General features: G+C 71.0%; 23 protein-coding genes. 6 read left to right on the top strand and 17 right to left on the bottom strand.

The genetic code is table 11. The annotated features are described in order from the left end of the window. Nucleotides 1–46: 46 nt before the first annotated feature. Nucleotides 47–235, bottom strand: coding sequence for a hypothetical protein (locus tag ACFVJQ_RS02630; RefSeq protein ID WP_385780369.1), 189 nt, complete (start codon nt 233–235; stop codon nt 47–49). Between the two features lie 23 nt (nt 236–258). Next, the gene (locus ACFVJQ_RS02625) at nt 259–780 is read right to left on the bottom strand and encodes a DUF1269 domain-containing protein (RefSeq protein ID WP_385780366.1); all 522 of its coding nucleotides are present in this window, start codon (nt 778–780) and stop codon (nt 259–261) included. Between the two features lie 149 nt (nt 781–929). On the opposite strand from ACFVJQ_RS02625, the gene ACFVJQ_RS02620 reads away from it, so the two are divergent. After that, nucleotides 930–1211, top strand: a complete 282-nt coding sequence (locus ACFVJQ_RS02620) for a hypothetical protein (protein ID WP_224733115.1) — start codon at nt 930–932, stop codon at nt 1209–1211. A gap of 31 nt (nt 1212–1242) precedes the next feature. On the opposite strand, the gene ACFVJQ_RS02615 is transcribed toward ACFVJQ_RS02620, so the two are convergent. The 3 genes from ACFVJQ_RS02615 to ACFVJQ_RS02605 form a co-directional block, all read right to left on the bottom strand. Beyond that, nucleotides 1243–1827 carry a hypothetical protein gene (locus ACFVJQ_RS02615; RefSeq protein WP_385511805.1) on the bottom strand — a complete coding sequence of 195 codons (585 nt, stop codon included), beginning with the start codon at nt 1825–1827 and terminating at the stop codon, nt 1243–1245. 2 nt (nt 1828–1829) lie between these two features. After that, nucleotides 1830–2747, bottom strand: coding sequence for a zinc metalloprotease HtpX (gene htpX, locus ACFVJQ_RS02610; protein WP_385511803.1), 918 nt, complete (start codon nt 2745–2747; stop codon nt 1830–1832). A gap of 111 nt (nt 2748–2858) precedes the next feature. After that, the gene (locus ACFVJQ_RS02605; protein ID WP_129800720.1) at nt 2859–3116 is read right to left on the bottom strand and encodes a hypothetical protein; all 258 of its coding nucleotides are present in this window, start codon (nt 3114–3116) and stop codon (nt 2859–2861) included. Nucleotides 3117–3379: 263 nt separating this feature from the next. On the opposite strand from ACFVJQ_RS02605, the gene ACFVJQ_RS02600 reads away from it, so the two are divergent. After that, nucleotides 3380–3658 (top strand): hypothetical protein, encoded by a 279-nt coding sequence (locus tag ACFVJQ_RS02600; RefSeq protein WP_385780362.1) that lies wholly within the window; start codon nt 3380–3382, stop codon nt 3656–3658. 109 nt (nt 3659–3767) lie between these two features. On the opposite strand, the gene glnA is transcribed toward ACFVJQ_RS02600, so the two are convergent. Beyond that, on the bottom strand, nt 3768–5177 hold the full coding sequence (gene glnA / locus ACFVJQ_RS02595; RefSeq protein WP_385511800.1) for a type I glutamate--ammonia ligase: 1410 nt from the start codon (nt 5175–5177) through the stop codon (nt 3768–3770). Between the two features lie 208 nt (nt 5178–5385). On the opposite strand from glnA, the gene ACFVJQ_RS02590 reads away from it, so the two are divergent. Next, nucleotides 5386–5853 (top strand): RDD family protein, encoded by a 468-nt coding sequence (locus tag ACFVJQ_RS02590; RefSeq protein ID WP_385511798.1) that lies wholly within the window; start codon nt 5386–5388, stop codon nt 5851–5853. Nucleotides 5854–5949: 96 nt separating this feature from the next. On the opposite strand, the gene ACFVJQ_RS02585 is transcribed toward ACFVJQ_RS02590, so the two are convergent. From ACFVJQ_RS02585 to lipB, 4 genes are all read right to left on the bottom strand, one after another. Continuing rightward, entirely contained in the window at nt 5950–6654 is a 705-nt protein-coding gene (locus ACFVJQ_RS02585) for a DUF4191 domain-containing protein (RefSeq protein WP_385780358.1), read from the bottom strand. A 57-nt stretch (nt 6655–6711) separates the two neighbouring features. Beyond that, nucleotides 6712–6912, bottom strand: a complete 201-nt coding sequence (locus ACFVJQ_RS02580) for a hypothetical protein (protein ID WP_224733085.1) — start codon at nt 6910–6912, stop codon at nt 6712–6714. A 274-nt stretch (nt 6913–7186) separates the two neighbouring features. Then, the gene (lipA, locus tag ACFVJQ_RS02575; protein WP_385780355.1) at nt 7187–8152 is read right to left on the bottom strand and encodes a lipoyl synthase; all 966 of its coding nucleotides are present in this window, start codon (nt 8150–8152) and stop codon (nt 7187–7189) included. 217 nt (nt 8153–8369) lie between these two features. Further along, nucleotides 8370–9167, bottom strand: a complete 798-nt coding sequence (lipB, locus tag ACFVJQ_RS02570) for a lipoyl(octanoyl) transferase LipB (protein WP_129802985.1) — start codon at nt 9165–9167, stop codon at nt 8370–8372. 244 nt (nt 9168–9411) lie between these two features. On the opposite strand from lipB, the gene ACFVJQ_RS02565 reads away from it, so the two are divergent. Continuing rightward, entirely contained in the window at nt 9412–10848 is a 1437-nt protein-coding gene (locus ACFVJQ_RS02565; protein ID WP_385511793.1) for a regulator, read from the top strand. Between the two features lie 35 nt (nt 10849–10883). On the opposite strand, the gene ACFVJQ_RS02560 is transcribed toward ACFVJQ_RS02565, so the two are convergent. Beyond that, nucleotides 10884–12314: an NAD(P)/FAD-dependent oxidoreductase gene (locus tag ACFVJQ_RS02560; RefSeq protein ID WP_385780352.1), complete on the bottom strand. Its 1431-nt coding sequence runs from the start codon at nt 12312–12314 to the stop codon at nt 10884–10886. 162 nt (nt 12315–12476) lie between these two features. Next, the gene (locus tag ACFVJQ_RS02555) at nt 12477–13379 is read right to left on the bottom strand and encodes a TIGR01777 family oxidoreductase (protein WP_385511790.1); all 903 of its coding nucleotides are present in this window, start codon (nt 13377–13379) and stop codon (nt 12477–12479) included. A gap of 71 nt (nt 13380–13450) precedes the next feature. Here ACFVJQ_RS02555 and ACFVJQ_RS02550 point away from each other — a divergent pair, with 71 nt between their 5' ends. Beyond that, nucleotides 13451–13954: a GNAT family N-acetyltransferase gene (locus tag ACFVJQ_RS02550; RefSeq protein WP_385511788.1), complete on the top strand. Its 504-nt coding sequence runs from the start codon at nt 13451–13453 to the stop codon at nt 13952–13954. A gap of 16 nt (nt 13955–13970) precedes the next feature. Here ACFVJQ_RS02550 and ACFVJQ_RS02545 read toward each other — a convergent pair whose 3' ends face one another. Further along, nucleotides 13971–15155 (bottom strand): MarP family serine protease, encoded by a 1185-nt coding sequence (locus tag ACFVJQ_RS02545; RefSeq protein WP_385511786.1) that lies wholly within the window; start codon nt 15153–15155, stop codon nt 13971–13973. Between the two features lie 115 nt (nt 15156–15270). Here ACFVJQ_RS02545 and ACFVJQ_RS02540 point away from each other — a divergent pair, with 115 nt between their 5' ends. Then, nucleotides 15271–16194 (top strand): peptidoglycan recognition protein, encoded by a 924-nt coding sequence (locus ACFVJQ_RS02540; RefSeq protein ID WP_385511784.1) that lies wholly within the window; start codon nt 15271–15273, stop codon nt 16192–16194. A 39-nt stretch (nt 16195–16233) separates the two neighbouring features. Here ACFVJQ_RS02540 and ACFVJQ_RS02535 read toward each other — a convergent pair whose 3' ends face one another. The 4 genes from ACFVJQ_RS02535 to ACFVJQ_RS02520 form a co-directional block, all read right to left on the bottom strand. Continuing rightward, the gene (locus tag ACFVJQ_RS02535) at nt 16234–16752 is read right to left on the bottom strand and encodes a DUF4240 domain-containing protein (RefSeq protein ID WP_385780397.1); all 519 of its coding nucleotides are present in this window, start codon (nt 16750–16752) and stop codon (nt 16234–16236) included. 56 nt (nt 16753–16808) lie between these two features. Further along, nucleotides 16809–17792, bottom strand: a complete 984-nt coding sequence (locus ACFVJQ_RS02530) for a helix-turn-helix transcriptional regulator (RefSeq protein WP_385780346.1) — start codon at nt 17790–17792, stop codon at nt 16809–16811. Nucleotides 17793–17863: 71 nt separating this feature from the next. Next, on the bottom strand, nt 17864–20566 hold the full coding sequence (aceE, locus tag ACFVJQ_RS02525; protein WP_385780343.1) for a pyruvate dehydrogenase (acetyl-transferring), homodimeric type: 2703 nt from the start codon (nt 20564–20566) through the stop codon (nt 17864–17866). A gap of 348 nt (nt 20567–20914) precedes the next feature. Continuing rightward, the gene (locus ACFVJQ_RS02520) at nt 20915–21046 is read right to left on the bottom strand and encodes a hypothetical protein (protein WP_263579104.1); all 132 of its coding nucleotides are present in this window, start codon (nt 21044–21046) and stop codon (nt 20915–20917) included. Nucleotides 21047–21070 lie beyond the last annotated feature (24 nt).

Below are 21070 nucleotides of genomic sequence, written 5' to 3'. Positions count from 1 at the left end.
CGCGTGTCGATCACGGACACGGCCTGCTCGAAGCGTCGCCCAAGGCTCAACTCCCGTAGCTTGCCCGTGTTTTGCCGTGCCCGGAGAAGTCGAGGGCCGGCCCGCCGCAGCCGCGCGCCACGAACTCGCCCAACAGCGGCAGCAGCCGCTCCTTGCTGCCGTTGCCCGCGCCGTGCAGCACAACGGCGGTGGCCGCTCCCGCACCACCGCCGTACACCGCGTTGAGCTCGCTCATGGCCCCCCATTCACTCACGCCGGTCAGGCCGGGGGAGGTGTGCTCTCCGTCTTCGGTGCCCGTGCTGCCGCCAGTGCCTCGCGCAGCTGGTCCTCCTCGGCCTGGCTCAGTGAGGTCTGCACCAACTGGCCGCCGTAGGGTGCGATTTCCGGAATCACCTTGTCCCCGGCCGCCTGCCTGATCAGCGCGAACAGTGCCGCCGCGCCCGGGCGCAGATTCTGGCTGAGCTCCTTCATGAAGTTGTCGTTGATGCCCGTGTCGGTGACCGCGCCGCCGGCCGCTCCGGCCGCCGCGCCCACGGCTGCGCCGAGCAGCGGCGCCAGGAAGAGCAGCCCGATCACACCGCCCCACAGGGCGCCGCCGGCCGCGCCCGCCGCCGTGTGGCTCACGGCCTGGTGCAGCTTGATCTTTCCGTCCTCCCGCCGCTCGACGACCACCGCGTCCTCCAGCTCGACCAGATGCTGCTTGGACAGGTCGAACAGCTTCTGCCGCACCTGCTCGGCGGTGGCGAGGTCGTTGTACGCGACGACGAAGAGATTGCTCATGCCGGACACCCCTTATTAACGTTTCGCGCCTTTTTCCCGACTTTATAGCCGTGCTGAGAGGCACGCAGGCGGAAGAAAAGGAGATGCGCCACCCCCACGTCCCGGTGCACTCTCGAGGCATCCCAACCCACCGCCCAGGGAGGCCCGTCATGGGCACCATCGTCATCTCCGGGACGGTCGTCCTGGTCGTCCTGGGATTCGGAAACCACCTCTACTGGCTCGCCGCCGTCGCCCTGCTCTTCGTGTACGTGCAGTACGGGCGCGGCGCGTCCTCTACATCCTCGTCGGGCGGCGCGGCCCCGTCAGGGGCGGCGCCCGCGACGTACAAGGCGTACCGCGACCGCCGTGACAGGCAGGCCAAGTGGGAGCGCCGCTACCGCCGCGAGCGCCCCCTGGAGGCCCGCCGTCAGGCGCGCGAGAAGAGCAGGTGAGAGCGGGACCTGTCGTGACGGCGGCCCCGGGTCACAGCCCCGGGGCGCCCCACACCGGGAACCAGCGCTCCAGGTCCTGTTCGATCCGCAGGTCGTCGGCGAGGGCCGCCTTCACCTGCAGCTCGAGCGCGTTGTCGCGCCGCTGCCCCGCGCCGGGCAGCGGCGCGAACGGGTAGAAGGTGCCGCGCTTGTAGAGGTAGACCAGCGCGAGCCGGCGGCCGGGCCCGTCCTGGAAGCCGGCCAGGGAGCACAGCAGCTGCGGGCCGAAGCCGTTGACCTCCATCGAGCTGTTCACCGCGTGCAGGTCGTTGACGAGCAGCGGCAGCTCGTCGGGGCCGCGGCGGGAGACCAGCCAGGAGTAGCCGTAGGCGTCCCGTTCCAGCTCCACCGGGGGCCCGGTGCGGTCGGCGTCCGCGTCCAGCAGGGCCTGCACCTCGCGGTGCGTCTGCTCGAAGGCGCCGCCCTCGACCGTCGCGAAACACACCGCGCCGTGCCCGGTCGGCGTGAAGGCGGTCGCGGCCTGCAGGGTGACGGCCGCCGAGGGCAGCGCGAACAGCTGGTCGAGATCGGGCGCGACCGGCTTCGTACGACCGAGCAGGATGTCCAGCAGCCCCATCCTCAGCCGCCCTTCCCGGGCGCCGCCGCCTCACCCAACTCCCCGGAGATCCGCCCCAGTTGTTCCAGCCGCTGCTCCAGGGTGGGGTGGGTGGAGAACAGCCGTCCGATGCTGGGCCCGGCGCCCAGGGCCGGCGTGAAGTAGAAGGCGTTGAAGGCCTGCGCCGTCCGCAGGTCCTTCGTCGGGATCCTGGCGATGTCGCCGGACACCTTGGTGAGCGCGGACGCCAGCGCCGAGGGCCGTCCGGTCAGCAGCGCCGCGGCCCGGTCCGCGGCCAGCTCCCGGTACCGGGACAGGGCCCGGATCAGCAGGAAGCTGATCGCGTACACGGCCGCGGAGACGGCCATCACCGTCATGAAGACCACCGCCGTGTTCTGGTCCCGGCGCCCTCCGAACACCTGCGAGTAGAAGGCGAACCGCACGATCAACCCCGCGATCACGCCCAGGAACGACGCGACCGTGATCACCGCGACGTCCTTGTGCGCCACGTGCGAGAGCTCGTGCGCGAGCACGCCCTCCAGCTCGGCCGGCTCCAGCCGCCGCAGCAGCCCGCTGGTCACACAGACCACCGCATGATCGGCGTTGCGCCCGGTCGCGAACGCGTTCGGCATATCCATGTCGGACACGGCGACCACCGGCTTGGGCATGTCGGCGACCGCGCACAGCCGGTCGACCACGCCGTGCAGCTCGGGATACTCGTCCCGCTCCACGATCCGGCCACGCATCGCGTACAGCGCGATCCGGTCGGAGAACCAGTACTGCGCACCCAGCAGCGCCGCCGCGACCACCACGACCAGCACCCAGGACTTCAGCAGTGCGATCAACGCGGCGACGAACGCCACGTACAACAAGCCGAGCAGAAACAGCGTGACCGTCATCCGCACGGTCAACCGCGGGTCGCTCCGGAAGCGGCTGTGCATGGAACACCACCCTGCGTTCAGGCACTCGTCCCACTGCCCAGTGTGCACCCGCCCCACCCCATGAAGCGGTCGCGATCAGCCCTGGGACCGGCAAAGGCTTCCGGACCGGCCCTAGTACGGCGCGCGGAAGTTGATGTATCCCAGCAGAACGATCACCGCGACGACGCACCCCAGGACCACGGCCGTCGATATCCACCCGGACCGGCGGGGCCGCACCGGGTCGGGGTCGCCCCGGAAGGGCACCGGCTCCGGCGGATTGTGCTTCCAGCGGGCGGCGAGCATCCGGGCCCGGGCGGAGGGTTCCTTGTGCTCGGCGTCGTTCGCCCACTTGTGGTCGAACTCGTGCTCCCAGTGATCCTTTTCCGACATCCCCCGCTCCATACCTCTTCGCTCCATGCCTCTTGTCATTCAAGATGCTGAGTGATCGAGGGAAGACTAGCCTTTAGGGGAAGGCCGCACCTGGGATTGCCTTCCGTCGGCGGGATTCCCGTGGAGACGCCGGCGGCTGAAAACGTACTCCTCGCACTCAGGCGGCAACACCGACGACCGCGCCGTACTTCTACCGCTGCGGCCGCGGCCATCCGTCCGGCTCGTGCAATGACCGCACGATGGGATGGAAGGAAGGTATCTCCATGAACGCACCACGTGCTAGGCGTCTCCTCGCGCTGTCCGCCATCGGCGTACTGATGGCTGGTGGCGCCGCGATCGGCACAGCAGGTACGGCCTCGGCGGCCACCCCGGCCACCACGGCCACCGTTCCCACGAACTGGGGCGACGACTGTGACTGGTGGGGCGACTGTCATCGCTTCGGCGACCGGTTCGACCACCGGTTCGGGTTCTTCAACGGCTTCGACCACTTCGACCGCTTCGACCGCTTCGGCGGCGGCCCCGTGGTGATCGTGGTGGGCTGAGGGCGGTAGGGATTCCGCCGGACCGAATGCACACGGCCGAGGGCCGCCACCTGAAGTACTTCAGGTGGCGGCCCTCACCGCATCTCGGACGTCGAAAGCGTCGGCTTTCTCAGACGTCGAAGTACAGCTCGAACTCGTGCGGGTGCGGACGCAGCTGCAGCGGAGCGATCTCGTTCGTGCGCTTGAAGTCGATCCACGTCTCGATCAGGTCGGCGGTGAAGACGTCGCCCTGGAGGAGGAACTCGTGGTCGGCCTCGAGGGAGTCGAGGACGGCCGGGAGCGAGGTCGGGACCTGCGGAACGCCCGCGTGCTCCTCGGGAGCCAGCTCGTACAGGTCCTTGTCGATCGGCTCGGCCGGCTCGATCTTGTTCTTGATGCCGTCCAGGCCCGCGAGGAGCAGCGCGGAGAACGCCAGGTACGGGTTGCCGGAGGAGTCGGGCGCGCGGAACTCGACGCGCTTGGCCTTCGGGTTGGAGCCGGTGATCGGGATACGCATCGCGGCGGAGCGGTTGCGCTGCGAGTACACCAGGTTCACCGGCGCCTCGAAGCCCGGCACCAGACGGTGGTAGGAGTTCACCGTCGGGTTGGTGAAGGCGAGCAGCGACGGGGCGTGCTTGAGGATGCCGCCGATGTAGTAGCGGGCGGTGTCCGACAGGCCGGCGTAGCCCTGCTCGTCGTAGAACAGCGGGTCGCCGTTGCTCCACAGCGACTGGTGGACGTGCATGCCCGAGCCGTTGTCGCCGAAGATCGGCTTCGGCATGAAGGTCGCGGTCTTGCCGTTGCGCCAGGCGACGTTCTTCACGATGTACTTGAAGAGCTGGAGGTCGTCGGCGGCGGCGAGCAGCGTGTTGAACTTGTAGTTGATCTCGGCCTGGCCGGCGGTGCCCACCTCGTGGTGCTGGCGCTCGACCTGCAGGCCGGCGCGGTTCAGCTCCAGGGAGATCTCGGCGCGCAGGTCGGCGAAGTGGTCGACCGGCGGGACCGGGAAGTAACCGCCCTTGTAGCGGACCTTGTAGCCGCGGTTGTCCTCCAGCGCACCGGTGTTCCAGGCGCCCGCCTCGGAGTCGATGTGGTAGAAGGACTCGTTCTCGGACGTCTTGAAGCGCACGCTGTCGAAGACGTAGAACTCCGCCTCCGGGCCGAAGTACGCGGTGTCGGCGATCCCGGTGGAGGCCAGGTACGCCTCGGCCTTCTTCGCCACGTTGCGCGGGTCACGGCTGTACTGCTCGCCGGTGATCGGGTCGTGGATGAAGAAGTTGATGTTGAGCGTCTTGTCGCGGCGGAACGGGTCGACGCGGGCGGTCGAGAGGTCGGCGCGCAGCGCCATGTCGGACTCGTGAATGGCCTGGAAGCCGCGGATCGAGGATCCGTCGAAGGCGAGCTCGTCGTCCGGGTCGAACGCCTCGACGGGCACCGTGAAGTGCTGCATGACGCCCGGCAGGTCGCAGAAACGGACGTCGATGAACTTGACGTCCTCGTCCGCGATGAACTTCTTGGCCTCGTCGGCGTTCTGGAACATCCAGCTCCTCCTACTCCCGACCGTCCCGCCGGGGTGGTAGTTCGTTCGTGCGGCCAGTGCGGTGGCACACGCTGACCTCGACCCTAGGGACGTGTCATTTCTCGGGCGTGACCCATTTGTTTCGCAGAAGTTAACCGGTTCCGTTCCACGGTAGCGCGGAACGACCCCGCCGTACCCCGGTCAAATCCGGGCGCAGTACCGTGGTCGGGTGGACAAGAGGCAAGCAATCGGATCATGGCTCTCCGGCCCGCGTGCGGCCATGGAGGACGCGGGTGCCGACTTCGGTTACCGGGGCGAGCAGCTCGGACTGCCGGAGGACGGGCCGGGCTCGATCGCCCGCCCCGGCCGGCGGCTCGGCGCACTGGCCGTCGACTGGGCCCTGTGCCTCTTGATCGCATACAGCTTGATCACGGACGGCTACGAGCAGGCCACCGGCAACTGGGCCCTGCTGATCTTCTTCGTCCTGGGCGTCCTGACCGTCGGCACGGTCGGCTCCACACCCGGCAAGCGCCTCTTCGGCCTGCGCGTCGTCGCCCTCGACACGGGCACCGTCCACCCCGGTCGCGCCCTGCTGCGCACGGCCCTGCTGTGCGTGGCCCTCCCCGCGCTGATCTGGGACCGCGACGGCCGCGGCCTGCACGACCGGCTGGCGCGCACGGTCGAGGTCAGGATCTGACCTCCCAGATATTCAGACCCCCACACATTCATGGGCCGGGCCCCGGAACCGCGAAGGTTCCGGGGCCCGGCCCATTCATGACGTGAGCCGACGGCCTTACCGCGCCTTCGGCCCGCCGCCCCTCGGCATCCGCATGCCCTTGGGCATCGGACCCTTCGGCAGCGGCATGTTGCTCATCAGGTCGCCCATCGCCCGCAGCCGGTCGTTGGTCGCGGTGACCTGCGGCCCGGTCAGCACGCGCGGCAGCTTCATCATGGTCGTGCGCAGCTTCTTCAGCTCGACCGTGCCCTCGCCCGTGCCGACGATCAGGTCGTGCACCGGCACGTCCGCGACGACCCGGTTCATCTTCTTCTTCTCGGCGGCCAGCAGGCTCTTCACCCGGTTCGGGTTGCCCTCGGCGACCAGCACGATGCCGGCCTTGCCGACGGCCCGGTGCACCACGTCCTGGCTGCGGTTCATCGCCACTGCGGGGGTCGTCGTCCACCCCCTGCCGATGTTGTCCAGCACGGCCGCGGCGGCGCCCGGCTGGCCCTCCATCTGCCCGAAGGCGGCCCGCTCGGCCCGGCGTCCGAAGACGATCGCCGTCGCGAGGAAGGCGAGCAGGAGGCCCAGGATGCCGAGATAGATGGGGTGACCGATCAGGAAACCGATCGCGAGGAAGACACCGAAGGTGACGATTCCTACTGCTGCGAGTACAAGACCGATCGTCTTGTCGGCCCTGCGGGTCATCTTGTAGGTCAGGGCGATCTGCTTCAGTCGCCCGGGGTTCGCAGCGTCCGCTGCAGTTTCCTTCCTCGCCATGCCACGAGTCTACGTGGCTCCCGGAGTGCCTTCGACGGCAGTACGGGCAGTACGGGTTCAGGAACGGCCGGCGAGGACCTGCTCCACCACCCGCTGCGCCTCGACCCGGTCCTTGGCCCGGCGGCGGTCCTCCAGAACGGAGGTCCAGGCGTTGCGGCGGGCGGTGCGCTGGCCGCTGCTCATCAGCAGCGACTCGACGGCGCGCAGGGCGGTGGTGAAGGACGGGATCGCTGTGGCGCGAACGGGCGCGGCCTGCATGGTGAAGGTCCCCCCTCGGTACGGCTTCGGGGCCGGGTTTACGTGGCGTGAGTCCAGGGTCACTGATTGGTGTTACCAGGGCGTGACCGACCGGTCAAACACGAATGAAGCCTTGATACGGGGGTCGAAAACGCTGACGCGGCCCTGACGTACGCCCCTATCTGCGAGGACGGTCAGGGCCGCGTCGAATCGGCCACTACTCATGGGTAGCTGCTTGTGCGCGAATTCACACGATTGTCGTAACGCCCGCGGGCAGCGCCGGTGTGACGGTGGATCAGACGGCCTGGGCGGCGATGTACGTGCCGCGCTTCTCGATCGCCATCTGGTAGAGGCGACCGGCGCGGTACGAGGAGCGGACCAGCGGGCCGGACATGACACCGGAGAAGCCGATCTGCTCGGCCTCCTCCTTCAGCTCCACGAACTCCTGCGGCTTGACCCAGCGCTCCACGGGGTGGTGGCGCACGGACGGGCGCAGGTACTGCGTGATGGTGACCAGCTCGCAGCCGGCGTCGTGCAGCTGCTGCAGCGCGTCGCTGACCTCCTCGCGGGTCTCGCCCATGCCGAGGATCAGGTTGGACTTGGTGACCAGGCCGTAGTCGCGGGCCGCAGTGATGACCTTCAGGGAGCGGTCGTAGCGGAAGCCGGGGCGGATCCGCTTGAAGATCCGGGGCACCGTCTCCACGTTGTGCGCGAAGACCTCGGGGCGTGAGGAGAAGACCTCCTCGAGCTGCTCCGGGACCGCGTTGAAGTCGGGGGCGAGCAGCTCGACCTTGGTCCGGCCGGCCTCGCGGTGCGCGGTCTGCTGGTGGATCTGGCGCACGGTCTCGGCGTACAGCCAGGCGCCGCCGTCCGCCAGGTCGTCGCGGGCGACGCCGGTGATGGTGGCGTAGTTCAGGTCCATGGTGACCACGGACTCGCCGACCCGGCGGGGCTCGTCGCGGTCGAGGGCCTCGGGCTTGCCGGTGTCGATCTGGCAGAAGTCGCAGCGCCGGGTGCACTGGTCGCCGCCGATGAGGAAGGTCGCCTCGCGGTCCTCCCAGCACTCGTAGATGTTCGGGCAGCCGGCTTCCTGGCAGACCGTGTGCAGGCCCTCGCTCTTCACGAGGTTCTGCATCTTCGTGTACTCGGGACCCATTTTCGCCCGGGTCTTGATCCACTCGGGCTTGCGCTCGATGGGGGTCTGGCTGTTGCGGACCTCCAGGCGCAGCATCTTGCGTCCGTCGGGTGCGACTGCGGACACGTCGGCTCCCTGTAGCTTCGATTCTTCGGCGTACACCAGGGTACGCCCGTGCAGTTTTCGGCCCTGCGTGGTGGGCAACCTGCGGGGGCCTGGGTCGCATTCCCCAAAGCTCGCCCGCGCTTGCGGGGTGCCGCTGCGCCCACCCGTGCCGCCCTGGGGTCCCCCCAGGCCCTTAAGGCACTGGGGGAGGCACGACTGCCCGCAGCTCCCTCGGCTGCTATGCCGATGCTCGTTCGATCTCGCGCGGCTTCAGGTCCGCGTTTTCCAGTACGTCCCTCAGGTGCCGTTCCACCACCGGCAGCACCTCCTCGATCGTCACGTCGCGGCCCAGTTCGTTCGCGAGGGAGGCGACGCCCGCGTCCCGGATGCCGCACGGGATGATCTTGTCGAACCACTTGTTGTCCGGGTTCACGTTCAGTGCGAAGCCGTGCATCGTGACGCCCTTGGCGACGCGGATGCCGATCGCCGCGATCTTGCGGTCCTCGCGGCGCTGGCCCGCGTTGGAGGGGGCGTACTCCGGGCCGTTCAGGCGGGGGTCGAACTCCTCGTCCTGCAGGCGCGGGTCGAAGTCGAGGGAGAGCCCGCCGAGGGCCGGGCGCTGCTCCACCGGGTCGCCGAGCACCCACACCCCGCTGCGGCCCTCGACCCGGGTGGTCTCCAGGCCGAACTCCGTGCAGGTGCGGATCAGCGCCTCTTCCAGGCGCCGTACGTGGGCCACCACGTCCACCGGGCGCGGCAGCTTCTGGATCGGGTAGCCCACCAGCTGGCCCGGGCCGTGCCAGGTGATCTTGCCGCCGCGGTCCACGTCGATGACCGGAGTGCCGTCCAGGGGGCGCTCGTTGTCCGCCGTGCGCCGGCCCGCGGTGTAGACCGGCGGGTGCTCCAGCAGCAGCACGGTGTCGGGGATCTCGTCGGCGAACCGTGCCGCGTGCACCCGGCGCTGTTCGTCCCACGCCTCCTGGTACTCGACGGCGTCCGCACCGAATCCCATCCGGACGAACCGCAACTCACTCACGGCAAGCGCCTCCCTAGAAGGTCGTAAGGCATGAAACGCGCCTACGCCACTGTACGACTGCTCCGAGCGCGTCAGTCCCGGGGGCAATCCTCACACGATCGGATGAATGAATGTCGAAGTGTGCGATCGACTGCTCACTCTCCGCTACATTCGCGCCGTTCACGAGGCCATAAGGGCTGCTCACAGGCAATCCGGGCACCGCAGGGCCTCTGCGAGGCCCGAAAGGCAGGAGACCGCACCGCAGATGACGGAACGACCCGCGCAGCGCACTCCCAACCGCCAGCTCGCCGCGCTCATCGCAGAAGCGGGATTCTCCAACGCAGGTCTGGCCCGTCGTGTGGACCAGCTCGGCCTCGAACACGGCCTCGACCTGAGATACGACAAGACCTCCGTCACCCGCTGGCTGCGCGGACAGCAGCCCAGAGGGGCCACCCCGGCCCTCATCGCCGAGGTGTTCACGCGGCGGCTCGGGCGTCGGCTCACCGCACAGGACCTGGGCCTGGACGCCTGCGCCCCGGTCTACGCCGGCCTGGAGTTCGCGGCCGGGCCCGAGGAGGCCGTCGACATCGTCAGCGGACTGTGGCGCAAGGACTCCGGCAGCCATGCCGAGCTGCGCAAGATCGCGTTCACCGCGGCCGGGCTCGTCGTGCCCAGCCGGGACTGGCTGATCGGGCGGGCCGACGAGAAGGTGGCCCGCGGCGAGCTGCTCACCCGGGTGCCCCCGCAGGGCCGCCCTGCGGTGCCCCGGCAGCGCGGCCGGTCCGAACGCGCCTCCGGCCATCGGGTCACCGCCGGTGACATCGCCGCGCTGCGCTCGGTGGGCGAGCTGTTCCGCACCCTCGACAACGCCTACGGCGGCGGCCACGCCCGCCAGGCCCTCGTGCGCTACCTGGAGCACGAGTGCGAGCCGATGCTGCGCGGCACCTACGGCGAGCAGACCGGCCGCCGTCTGTTCGCCGCCGCCGCCGACCTCACCCGGCTCGCCGGCTGGACGTCGTACGACATCGCCGCGCACGGCCTCGCCCAGCGCTACTTCGTGCAGGCGCTGCGGCTCGCGCAGGCGGCCGGGGACCGGGCGTACGGCAGTTACGTCCTGGCCACCATGAGCCGGCAGGCCGTGTACCTCGGCCACGGGCGCGAGGCGGTGCAGCTGGCACGCGTGGCGCAGCAGGGGGTGGGCAGTTCCGCCCCGCCCGTCGTCCAGGCTCTGCTGCACGCCGCCGAGGCGCGCGGGCACGGGGTGCTGGGGGAGGTCCGGGCCTGTACCGCCGCGCTCGTCCGGGCCGAGCGCACCCTGGAGGCCGCCCGGACCGGGGACGAGGTGCCGCACTGGGCGCGGTTCTTCGACGAGGCCCAGCTCGCCGACGAGTTCGGGCACTGCCACCGGGACCTGCAGCAGTTCCGCGCCGCCGCGCAGCACGCCGAGCGCTCCCTGCAGCTGCGAGCCCCCGGCTTCGCCCGCAGCCGCCTCTTCTGCCGGGTCGTCCTCGCCACCGCCCGCCTCGGCCTCGGCGAACTCGACCAGGCCTGCGCGCTGGCCGCCGAGGCGGCGGGCCAGGCCGCGGAGATGCGCTCGGTGCGGGCGGTGGAGTACGTCAGGGACTTCGAGCGACGGCTGGAGCCGTACAAGGACGCGGCACCGGTACGGACGTACCGGGACAAGGTGGCGGCCCTGAGCTGAGCCGCCGGGGCGCGGTCACTACCGTGGACCGGGGCTCACGCCGCCCGAGGCGTCGGCGTCGGCTCCGCTCCGTGCATCGACCCCGCCCCCAGGTCCGCCAGAATCGCCGCCGACGCCCGTCGCCCGGAGTGCAGCGCACCCTGGACGCTGCTGGTGTCCCGGTGGTCGCCGCACACGTACAGGCCCGCCATCAGCCGCACCGGCCGCCGCAGATCGTGCGGCGGCCGCATCGCGGGCACGGCCTCGGCGGTGTGGTGCACGGCAAGGGTCTCCCAGCGTGCCGTGGAGGTGCCGTAGAGGCGTGCCAGGTGCATCCGTACGGCCGTGTCGACGTCGGTCGGCGGGACGCCGAGCACCGTCGAAGAGATCAGCGCCCGGCCCTGCGGCGCCCGGGTCGGGTCCACGGCGCTGACCACCGCCGTGTGCGCCACCGGCCCGCCCCGGTCGGCGTCGAGCAGCAGCGACGCCCCGGTCTGCGGCGGATCGTCGGTCGTGTGGTGCACCACCGTCACCGGATGGAAGTCCGGCACCCGCAGGCCGGGCAGCAGTTCGGCGGCGGTGCGCGCGTCCGTGGCCAGCAGGACGGCCCGGCAGCGGAACTCGCCGTGCTCGGCCGTGGTCACCGACGTCGTGGCGACCGAGGTGACCTGCACGCCGGTGCGCACCGTGCCCGGCGGCAGCGTCCGCGCGAGCAGCTCCGGCAGCGCCTCGGCTCCGCCCTCCGGAAGTCCCATGCGCCCCCCGGCGAACGCCCGCAGCGCGAGGTCTGCGCACCGGCTGGAGGTGGTCAGGTCCGGGTCGCACAGCAGGGCGGCGAGCAGCGGGCGCACAAAGCCGTCGATCGTGCGGGCGGGCAGCCCGCGCTCCGCGAGGGCCTGTCCGGCGGGCAACTCCGGGCGGGCCAGCAGCCGTTCGACGGGCATGCTCCCGATCCGGGCGAGCGCGGCCCCGAGCCGCGCCTGGTCGACGGCGCCGCCCAGCGGGGCACCCGCCCGCCCCCGCGGCACGGCGGCCTGCCGGGGAACGGCCGCCAGGCCCCTGGGCGACCCCGACCCGGGCCGGGGGACGGCCACCCGGCCCCGGGCCGGCGGCGCCACCCTGGGGGCGCTCGCCAGGGCGCGCACGGCGTGCAATGCGCCCCTTGCGCTCCCTCCGCCCGCCGGAGCGCCCGCGCGCTGCCGACGGCCGTCGCTGTGCAGCAGGACGCCCGGGGCGAACAGCCGCAGGGCGAGCGCGTCGAGCCCCGGCGCCAGGCGCAGTTCGGGATACGACGTGAACAGGAGCTGTCCGATGCGGTCGAGCCGGAAACCGTCGACCTTCTCGGTCGCCATACGGCCGCCCGCACAAGGGGCGGCCTCCAGAACCGTGGTGGTGACTCCTGCACGGGTCAGCCGATGTGCAGCCGAGAGTCCGGCGACCCCGGCTCCCACGACGACGACGTCCGCCTGAAATGCGGGCTCTAGCACGTGCCCCTCCTCGAGGTTGCGCAGCCGGTGGAGACCTCATGCCCCCAACCGGCGCCGGGGATACCCGAGTTCGGGTCGAGGTTAGGGCGGTGATCGGCCGTCGGCAGTCGCGCATGGACAGAGCACGGTCGCACAGCGGTCGCATACGGTCGGACCCAACCGTCACTTCGCGGCCCGGATCGTCTCCTCGATCCCGGGGAACGCGAACGAGAACCCGGACTCCAACAGCCGCATCGGCAGCACCCGTTGACTGCCCAGCACGTCCCCGGCCATCTCGCCCAGCACGACCCGCAGCACCGGCGCGGGCACCGCGAAGAGCGTCGGCCGGTGCAGCACCCGGCCCATCGCCGCGGTGATCTCACGGTTCGTCAGCGGCTGCGGAGCCGTCAGGTTGAACGGTCCCGACAGGTCGTCGCGGTCGAGGAGATGCCGGATCGCGGCGACCTCGTCGTGCAGCGCGATGAACGACCAGTACTGCCGCCCGTCGCCCAGCCGCCCGCCCAGTCCGGCCCGGAAGAGCGGGAACAGCCGCCCCCAGGCGCCGCCCCCGCGGGCCACCACCAGCCCGGTCCGCGTGAACACCGTGCGCACGCCCGCCTCCTGCGCGGGCGCCGCGGCCGCCTCCCACTGAACGCACAGCTCGGGCAGGAATCCGGCCCCTGCAGGCGCGCTCTCGTCGACCGGCCGCTCCCCGGTCTCCCCGTAGTAGCCGATCGCGCTGCCGTTGACGAACACCTTCGGCTGCTCCTGCGCCGGCAGTGCGGCGACGGCCTCGGCCAGCGCCCGCGTGCCGAGCACCCGGCTGTCCCGGATCCGCGCCTTGTACGCCTCGGTCCACCGGCGGTCGCCGATCCCGGCGCCCGCCAGGTTCACCACGGCGTCGCACCCCGCGAGCCCGGCCGCGTCCACATATCCGCCCTCGGGATCCCAGCAGACCTCGTCCGCGGTCCGGGCCGCCCGGCGCACCAGCCGCACCACCTCGTGCCCGTCCGCGGTCAGGGACCGCACCAGGGCACTGCCGATCAGACCGGACGCACCGGCCACCGCGATTCGGGAACGTTCCATACGGCCATCATGCCGCCGGGGCCGCCGAAATCCCCGAGGGCGCCTCGCCCGTGCGACGTACGCTGACCGTCATGCCGGACCCGCAGATACACATACGTCATGCCCTGTACGAGGACGAGGAGGCGCTGGCCCGGCTCGACCGCGCCACCTGGTCTCCGCTGCACGCCGTCCAGCCCCGCCCCCGGCCGCCGTACGAGCCCTTCTTCAACGACCGGTTCGGGCCGCTGGACCATCTCGTCGCCGAGCTCGCCGGACGCGGCGACGCGGTGGTCGGCTACGTCCGGCTGGGCTTTCCCACACCGCTGGAGTGCAACGCCCACGTCCGCCAGATCCAGGGCCTGGCCGTCGCCGAGGAGGCGCGCGGCGCCGGGGTCGCCCGTGCGCTGCTGCGTGCCGCGCAGGACGAGGCACGGCGCCAGGGAGCCCGCCGCATCACCCTGCGCGTCCTCGGCCACAACACCCCGGCCCGCAAGCTGTACGAGTCCGAGGGCTTCGTGGTGGAGGGGGTCCTGCCCGAGGAGTTCTTCATCGACGGCGCGTACGTCGACGACGTCCTGATGGGGCGTTCGCTGTAGCTCGCACAGGCAGCGCCTACGACGTGACCAGCTCGCCCGTGTCCACCGGTGTCGTCGCGTCCGCCGCCCGCGCGGCGTCGCCGGCGACCTCGTCGGCCGTCAGGACGTAACCGGTTTCCGCGTCGGAGGTGGAACGCGCGAAGACCACGCCGTACACCCGGCCGTCGGTGGTCAGCAGCGGGCCGCCGGAGTTGCCGGGGCGGACCGTGGAGCGGATCGAGTAGATCTCGCGGGTGACGCTCTCGTCGTTGTAGATGTTCTGGCCGGTCGCCCGCACCCGGTTCGCCACCGTGGCCGCCTGCAGGTCCAGGCCGCCGTCCTGCGGATAGCCGGCCACCACGGCCGCCTCGCCGCGCTCGGCGTCGTCGACGAAGTCCAGGACGGGGGCGCGCAGACCGGGCACGTGGAGCACCGCCACGTCCCGGTCGGGGGCGAAGAGCACCACCCGCGCCTCGTACGCCTGCCCGATCCCGCCGACCCGTACGGTGGGGGCGTCGATGCCCGCCACCACATGGGCGTTGGTCATCACATGCTCCGCGGCGTACACGAACCCGCTGCCCTCGCGGCCCTGGCCGCCCGCCACGCCCTCCACCTTCACCGTGCTCAGCTTGGCGGCGTTCGTGGCGCGCGCCGTGACGCTGTCCCCGGAGGGCTTGGCCACCTCGGCGGTCGACTCGTTCTCGAAGGGGTTGAAGACCTGCGGGAAGCCCGCCTCGGTGAGCGCCGACGTGGCCTGCGAGAACCAGGCGGGCGTGGTCTCCGGCATCGCGTTCTGCACCGCCCCGAGCAGCCGCGAGTCCCGTATCGCCGAGGTCAGCAGCGGCGACGAGGACGCGGCCAGCACACTCGCCGCCACCCAGGCCACGATCAGCACGGCCACCGAGTTGGCCGCGGCCCCGCCGATCCCGTCGGCCATCCTGAGCGGCCCCCGGTCCAGCTCGCGGCGCAGCCTGAGCGCCAGCCGCCCGGCCAGCTCATGACCCACCGCCGCCGGAACCAGCACCGTGAGCACCGCGGTCACCGTCGCCGCCGTCGTCCCCGGCGTCACCAGGTCCATCACCCACGGCAGGATCCACACGCCGATGACCGCACCGCCCACGAACCCGGCGAGCGAGACACAGCCGGCCACCAGTCCGCGCCGGTACCCGGAACCGGCGTAGACCAGGATCACCAGCACCAGCAGGATGTCGAGCAGGTCCACGGAGCCGCCTTTCTCTAGGACCCGTCGCGTCGGCACGCGCCCGGCATGCCTTAGTACGCGCGAGAAGGGCCCAGTGATCAGCCACGCGCGCGTGTCGGTCGGGAACCGGCCACGCATGCATGTACCTCGGAAAACGCCGCGGACCCGGACGATGGTTCCACCGGGTGGCACACCACACATCGCGGGCGGACCGCATCCGACCGACAGTGGGGTCATGTGCGTGTTCCCCCATGGCCCTTGGCGAGGGCGAGGTGCTCGACGACATGCCGTGCGCGGACCCGGCACCGCGGTGGGGCTGCTGGGCTGCCTGCCCGGGCTCACCGCGGTGGCCGTTCTGGCGCTGTGCGCGCACGGCGTGGACAGCTCCGGGACGGCCGCCCGGGCCGACCGTTCGCTCGCGGCCCGCCACGCCGCCCCGTACACCGCGCCCAAGCCGCGGGTCGTTCCGAGGTCGGTATGGCTGAAGCAGGGCGGGCTCCCCGCCCGGCAGCCACCGCCGCGCTACGACGACAAGGTCGTCGCCGTGTTCGTGCACCACACCGACTCGCCCAACGGCTACAAGTGCGCCGACGCCCCCCGCATCATCCGCCACCTGTACACGGGCCAGACGGGCATCCGCCATTGGGACGACATCGGCTACAACTTCCTCGTCGACCGCTGCGGCACGATCTACGAGGGCCGTGCGGGCGGCGTCGACCGCCCCGTCACCGGCGCCCACACCCAGGGCTTCAACCACCGCACCGCCGGCATCGCCGCCATCGGCACCTTCACCGCGGGTGTCGAGACGCCGAAGGCGATGACCGACGCAATAGCGGCGCTGGCCGCCTGGAAGCTGGGCCTGTCGGACACCGACCCGCGGACCCGGGTCCGCCTGGTCTCCAGCAACAGCAAGAGCCGCTTCACCGCCGGTACTTCCGCCAGACTGCCGGCGCTGGCCGGCCACACCGACGGCTTCCAGACCAGCTGCCCGGGCGCGGCCCTGACCGCGCGGCTGCCGGAGATCAGGGAACGCGCCGCCCGGCTCCAGGGCAGGACATGAGGCCCACAGGGAACCGGTGCAGGGCCGCCTGAGCGGGCGTCACTCCTTGAAGCGGTCCCACAGGCGCGGATACCGCTCGGCCAGCACCCGGTCGTTCTCGAGGTCGATCGGCGTGCCCTCCGGTTCCGCGGCGGCGGGCGGGACGCCGAGATCGGGGGCGACGGTGCCGGTGAGCTGCTCGTAGGCCTCGTCGGCCGCGTAGCCGAGCTCCTCGCCGTCGCCGTCGATCTCCTCGTCGAAGTCGTCCAGCAGGTCGGCGAGCGAGTCCGGGTCGTGCAGGGCGCCCTCGAACACCTTGCGGCCCTGGCCGATCAGCCAGCACCGGAAGAAGTCGAAGGCGTCGTCGCTGGCCCCGTCGAGCAGCACCCAGGCGGCGCCCCACAGGTCCCAGCGGTAGGAGCGGTTGTAGCGGGCCTCGAAGTGACGGGCGAAGTCGAGCACCGACTCGGGGTCCATCTGCGCGAGCCGGTCGACGAGCAGGTCGGCCTGTTCCTCGGGGTCGCCCTCGGCGGCCTCGCGGGTGGTGTCCACGAGCTCCCAGAACTCCGTCTCGTCCATCACGGGTCCAGCATCGGGCCTGGACCGATGGGACGCACGTGGAGTGCGGCGGATTGTTATCGGCGGTAGAGCTCCGCGAGCCGGGCGGCGTCCTGCGCGAACTGCTCCCGCAGCCCTTCGGGAGCCAGCACCTCGACCTCCGGCCCGAGCGCCGTGAGCTGCGTGTGGGCGACCTCCTCGGACTCCACGGGGAGGGTCAGCGTCACCCACCCGTCGGCGTCCGGAGCGCCCCCGTCCTCAAGCGCCTCCCGCGCGGAGAGCGGATCGACCGCCCACGGCAGCCGGCGCATGCCCTCCGCGGACAGCCGCACCACGACCTCGGCCCGCAGGATGGACCGCGCGAACTGCTCGGCCCGCTCCTCCCAGAAGCCGGGCAGGTCGAACTCCTCGTCACGGGTGAAACGCTCCGCCCCGGCCTCGACGGCTGTGAACCGGTCGATCCGGTACACCCGGTACGTCCGGTGGGACCCGTTGGACGCCACCTGCGCGCACAGGTACCAGACACCCGCCTTGAGGACGAGCCCGTACGGCTCCAGCTCGCGTTTCACCTCGCCCTCACCCCTGCGGTAGCGGGCGGTGATCCGCCGGTCGTCCCACACGGCGTCCGCGACGACCGGCAGCAGCTCGGGTGTCTCGGGCTCCTTGAACCAGTTCGGCGCGTCCAGATGGAACCGCTGGGCGGCCGTACGGGAGGCGTCACGCAGGGACGGCAACAGTGCCGCCGACACCTTCAGCCGGGCCGCGGAGGCCGCGTCCTGAAGCCCCATCTCCCGCAACGGGCCGGGCACGCCCGACAGGAACAGCGCCTCGGCCTCGCTGCGGTGCAGTCCCGTCAGCCGTGTCCGGTACCCGCCGATCAGCCGGTACCCGCCGGCCCGCCCCCGGTCGGCGTACACCGGAACGCCCGCCTCCGAGAGCGCCTGTGCGTCCCGGGTGACGGTCCGCTCGGACACCTCCAGCTCGCGGGCGAGTTCGGCGGCGGTCATGGAGGGCCGGGACTGGAGCAGCAGCACCATCTTGATCAGCCGGGCAGCGCGCATGGGTTCATCATGGCGTGCAGAAGGGGACCGGCACGCAGATGGTGCCGGTCCCCTTCACAGTGCTGCCCTGTTTACAGGCCGTAGCGCTCGCGCGCCTCCTTCACGGCCGTCGCCTTGACCTCGCCCCGCTTCGCGAGCTGGGCCAGCGCGGCCACGACGATCGACTCGGCGTCGACGCCGAAGTGGCGGCGGGCGGCCTCACGGGTGTCCGACAGACCGAAGCCGTCGGCGCCCAGCGAGGAGTAGTCCTGCTCGACCCACTGCGCGATCTGGTCCGGGACCTGGCGCATGTAGTCGGACACCGCCAGCACCGGCCCTTCGGCGCCCTGCAGCGCCTGACGGACGTACGGCACCCGCTCCTCGCCGCGCAGCAGCGCCTCGTCGGCCTCCAGCGCGTCCCGGCGCAGCTCGCTCCACGAGGTCGCGGACCACACGTCGGCGGCCACGCCCCACTCCTCGGCGAGCAGCTGCTGCGCCTTGAGCACCCAGTGGATCGCCGTGCCGGAGCCCAGCAGCTGGATCCGCGGGGCGTTCACCGCCGGGGACAGCTCCGCCGACTCCGCCGTGTTGAAGCGGTACAGGCCCTTGACGATGCCCTCGTCGATGCCGAGGCCCGACGGCTTCGCGGGCTGCGGCAGCGGCTCGTTGTAGACGGTCAGGTAGTAGAAGACGTCCGGGTCCTCGCCGGGCGCGGCCTCGCCGTACATGCGGCGCAGACCGTCCTTCACGATCGTCGCGATCTCGTAGGCGAACGCCGGGTCGTACGTCAGCGCGGCCGGGTTGGTCGCGGCGATGACGGGGGAGTGGCCGTCGGCGTGCTGCAGGCCTTCACCGGTCAGTGTCGTACGACCGGCCGTGGCGCCGACGAGGAAGCCGCGGCCGAGCTGGTCGCCGAGCTGCCACATCTGGTCGGCCGTGCGCTGCCAGCCGAACATCGAGTAGAAGATGTAGAACGGGATCATCGCCTCGCCGTGCGTCGCGTACGACGTGGACGCGGCGATGAAGTCGGCCATCGAACCGGCCTCGGTGATCCCCTCGTTGAGGATCTGGCCGTTCTTGGCTTCCTTGTAGTACATCAGCTGGTCGCGGTCGACCGGCTCGTACGTCTGGCCCTTGGGGGAGTAGATCCCGAGGGACGGGAAGAGGCTCTCCATGCCGAAGGTGCGCGCCTCGTCGGGGACGATCGGCACCCAGCGCTTGCCCGTCTCCTTGTCGCGGACCAGGTCCTTGATCAGGCGGACGAAGGCCATCGTGGTCGCCACGTTCTGCGAGCCGGAGCCCTTGTCGAAGGAGGCGAAGGCCTTCTCGGCGGGCGCGGGCAGCGGCGCGACCGGGTGGACGCGACGCGCCGGGGCCGGACCGCCGAGGGCGGCACGGCGCTCCTGGAGGTAGCGCACCTCGGGGGAGTCGGCGCCGGGGTGGGCGTAGGGCACGACACCGTCGACGAACGCGCTGTCGGCGATGGGCAGACCCAGCAGGTCCCGCATCGCCTTGAACTCGTCCACCGACAGCTTCTTCATCTGGTGGTTGGCGTTCTTCGACGCGAAGCCCTGACCGAGGGTGTGGCCCTTGACCGTCTGGGCCAGGATCACGGTCGGGGCGCCCTTGTGCTCGACGGCGGCCTTGTACGCGGCGTACACCTTGCGCGGCTCGTGACCACCACGGGAGAAGTGGAAGCAGTCGAGGATCTTGTCGTCGCCGATCAGCTTCGCCATCTCTGCCAGCGCCGGGTCGGCGCCGAAGAAGTCCTGGCGGATGTAGGCGGCGTCGCGCGTCTGGTACGTCTGCACCTGGGCGTCGGGTACCTGGCGCAGTCGGCGTACGAGCGCGCCCGTGGTGTCGAGCTGGAACAGCTCGTCCCAGGCGGAGCCCCACAGCGTCTTGACGACGTTCCAGCCGGCGCCGCGGAACTGGGCCTCCAGCTCCTGCACGATCTTGAAGTTGGCGCGGACCGGGCCGTCCAGGCGCTGCAGGTTGCAGTTGATGACGAAGGTGAGGTTGTCCAGCTCCTCACGGGCGGCCAGCGCGAGGGCCGCCGTCGACTCCGGCTCGTCCATCTCGCCGTCGCCCAGGAAGGCCCAGACGTGGGAGGCGGAGACGTCCTTGATGCCGCGGTTGGTGAGGTAGCGGTTGAACCGCGCCTGGTAGATCGCGGAGAGCGGGCCGAGGCCCATCGACACCGTCGGGAACTCCCACAGCCAGGGCAGGCGGCGCGGGTGCGGGTACGACGGGAGGCCGTTGCCGCCGGACTCGCGGCGGAAGTTGTCGAGGTGGTGCTCGTTCAGCCGGCCGTCGAGGAAGGCGCGGGCGTAGATGCCGGGGGAGGCGTGGCCCTGGATGTAGAGCTGGTCGCCGGACCCGTCGGCCTCCTTGCCCTTGAAGAAGTGGTTGAAGCCGGTCTCGTACAGCCAGGCCGCGGAGGCGAAGGTGGCGATGTGGCCGCCGACGCCGTATTTCGAGCCGCGGGTCACCATGGCGGCCGCGTTCCAGCGGTTCCAGGCGGTGATCCGGGCCTCCATCTCCTCGTCACCGGGCACGGACGGCTCGGCGGCGGTGGGGATGGTGTTGACGTAGTCGGTCTCGAGCAGCTTGGGCAGCGCGATGCCGGCGCCCTCGGCACGCTCCAGCGTGCGGCGCATCAGGTACGCGGCACGGTGCGGCCCGGCCGCCTTCGCGACGGCGTCCAGGGAGGCCTGCCATTCGGCGGTCTCCTCCGGGTCGCGGTCCGGGAGCTGGTCGAGCTCGCTCGGCTGGATGGCGTTGGGGTCGGTCATGTCGCCGCCTTCCTCAGTCGAAGGGGAAGCCGAGGGGGTTTCCCTCATCGGTTAAGGGTTCGGTTGCCCTTGGTCTTTGGCAGGACAGGGCGTGAGGCTCTGGTGCTGTAACACCATGCGGCTTCCGCCGCGTGGCCCGTCGGCGACTGTAACTCCCTGATCGATGATCGATCAAAGGGTTGAGGGCGAAAACCTCTTGATCGCGAGAAAGTCGGCACGCGGTGCCTTTGCGGCAGGCACGCGGTGCCGGTTTTTCCTGCTCAGATGAGGTGCGGGCGGCTAACTTGGGCTGGTCCCCTGAACGGCCAGTGCGTTCAGGGGCATCCGGCGAGGAACTTCGTGCTCCGGTCAGGCGTAGGCGGCCGCAGGACGTGCCGTGGCACCGAACGACTTCCAGAGCTGCATGAACAGGCGCACCAGGGCGGCCTCGATCAGGGCGACGGCCACCTGGGTGACGATGGTGGTGAGGATGTGCGGCATGGTGAGCCGCCTTTCGTGTGCAGT

Source organism: Streptomyces sp. NPDC127197, from assembly GCF_042672405.1.
GTDB classification, from domain to species: domain Bacteria; phylum Actinomycetota; class Actinomycetes; order Streptomycetales; family Streptomycetaceae; genus Streptomyces; species Streptomyces flavusporus.
The sequence above is the reverse complement of the archived record's forward strand: the minus strand, read 5'-3'. Positions and strand labels throughout refer to the sequence as shown.

Coding starts and splice junctions, on each gene's coding strand:
- ACFVJQ_RS02630 (WP_385780369.1), bottom strand. CDS start 235: ATGAGCGAGCTCAACGCGGTGTACGGCGGTGGTGCGGGAGCGGCCACC.
- ACFVJQ_RS02625 (WP_385780366.1), bottom strand. CDS start 780: ATGAGCAATCTCTTCGTCGTCGCGTACAACGACCTCGCCACCGCCGAG.
- ACFVJQ_RS02620 (WP_224733115.1), top strand. CDS start 930: ATGGGCACCATCGTCATCTCCGGGACGGTCGTCCTGGTCGTCCTGGGA.
- ACFVJQ_RS02615 (WP_385511805.1), bottom strand. CDS start 1,827: ATGGGGCTGCTGGACATCCTGCTCGGTCGTACGAAGCCGGTCGCGCCC.
- htpX (WP_385511803.1), bottom strand. CDS start 2,747: ATGCACAGCCGCTTCCGGAGCGACCCGCGGTTGACCGTGCGGATGACG.
- ACFVJQ_RS02605 (WP_129800720.1), bottom strand. CDS start 3,116: ATGTCGGAAAAGGATCACTGGGAGCACGAGTTCGACCACAAGTGGGCG.
- ACFVJQ_RS02600 (WP_385780362.1), top strand. CDS start 3,380: ATGAACGCACCACGTGCTAGGCGTCTCCTCGCGCTGTCCGCCATCGGC.
- glnA (WP_385511800.1), bottom strand. CDS start 5,177: ATGTTCCAGAACGCCGACGAGGCCAAGAAGTTCATCGCGGACGAGGAC.
- ACFVJQ_RS02585 (WP_385780358.1), bottom strand. CDS start 6,654: ATGGCGAGGAAGGAAACTGCAGCGGACGCTGCGAACCCCGGGCGACTG.
- ACFVJQ_RS02580 (WP_224733085.1), bottom strand. CDS start 6,912: ATGCAGGCCGCGCCCGTTCGCGCCACAGCGATCCCGTCCTTCACCACC.
- ACFVJQ_RS02565 (WP_385511793.1), top strand. CDS start 9,412: ATGACGGAACGACCCGCGCAGCGCACTCCCAACCGCCAGCTCGCCGCG.
- ACFVJQ_RS02555 (WP_385511790.1), bottom strand. CDS start 13,379: ATGGAACGTTCCCGAATCGCGGTGGCCGGTGCGTCCGGTCTGATCGGC.
- ACFVJQ_RS02550 (WP_385511788.1), top strand. CDS start 13,451: ATGCCGGACCCGCAGATACACATACGTCATGCCCTGTACGAGGACGAG.
- ACFVJQ_RS02540 (WP_385511784.1), top strand. CDS start 15,271: ATGCATGTACCTCGGAAAACGCCGCGGACCCGGACGATGGTTCCACCG.
- ACFVJQ_RS02535 (WP_385780397.1), bottom strand. CDS start 16,752: ATGGACGAGACGGAGTTCTGGGAGCTCGTGGACACCACCCGCGAGGCC.
- ACFVJQ_RS02530 (WP_385780346.1), bottom strand. CDS start 17,792: ATGCGCGCTGCCCGGCTGATCAAGATGGTGCTGCTGCTCCAGTCCCGG.
- aceE (WP_385780343.1), bottom strand. CDS start 20,566: ATGACCGACCCCAACGCCATCCAGCCGAGCGAGCTCGACCAGCTCCCG.
- ACFVJQ_RS02520 (WP_263579104.1), bottom strand. CDS start 21,046: ATGCCGCACATCCTCACCACCATCGTCACCCAGGTGGCCGTCGCCCTG.